The organism is Parazoarcus communis SWub3 = DSM 12120 (assembly GCF_003226565.1).
GTDB lineage: Bacteria > Pseudomonadota > Gammaproteobacteria > Burkholderiales > Rhodocyclaceae > Parazoarcus > Parazoarcus communis.
In genome coordinates this window covers 1-244 of the sequence record NZ_QKOE01000217.1, presented here as the reverse complement: position 1 = coordinate 244, position 244 = coordinate 1, and the positions used below count along the sequence as shown (strand labels likewise).

At 59.4% G+C, this 244-nt stretch carries 1 protein-coding gene; it reads right to left on the bottom strand.

The genetic code is table 11. The annotated features are described in order from the left end of the window. Positions 1 to 244 (bottom strand): hypothetical protein (locus tag DNK49_RS24525; RefSeq protein ID WP_207807127.1); only part of this gene is annotated, 244 nt, incomplete at both ends.

The window sequence follows — 244 nt, the reverse complement described above, 5'->3', positions numbered from 1 at the left end:
TCGATCACGCTGCGCCGACCCAATCCGTCATACACAAAATGACTGCTGCGCCCAGGGCTGCTCTTGTGACTCACTCCGATGAGCCGGTTCTCCGCGTCCCACTGATAGACACGGATCGGATCTTCCCGACGATTGCCGTTGGAGTCGTCCACATAGCCAGTCTGCGCAATCCGGTTGGTAACATAATGCGCGAAGACCTGCGAGCCGCCAGGCGGCTCGATGTGCGATAACTTGTCCGCCGCGT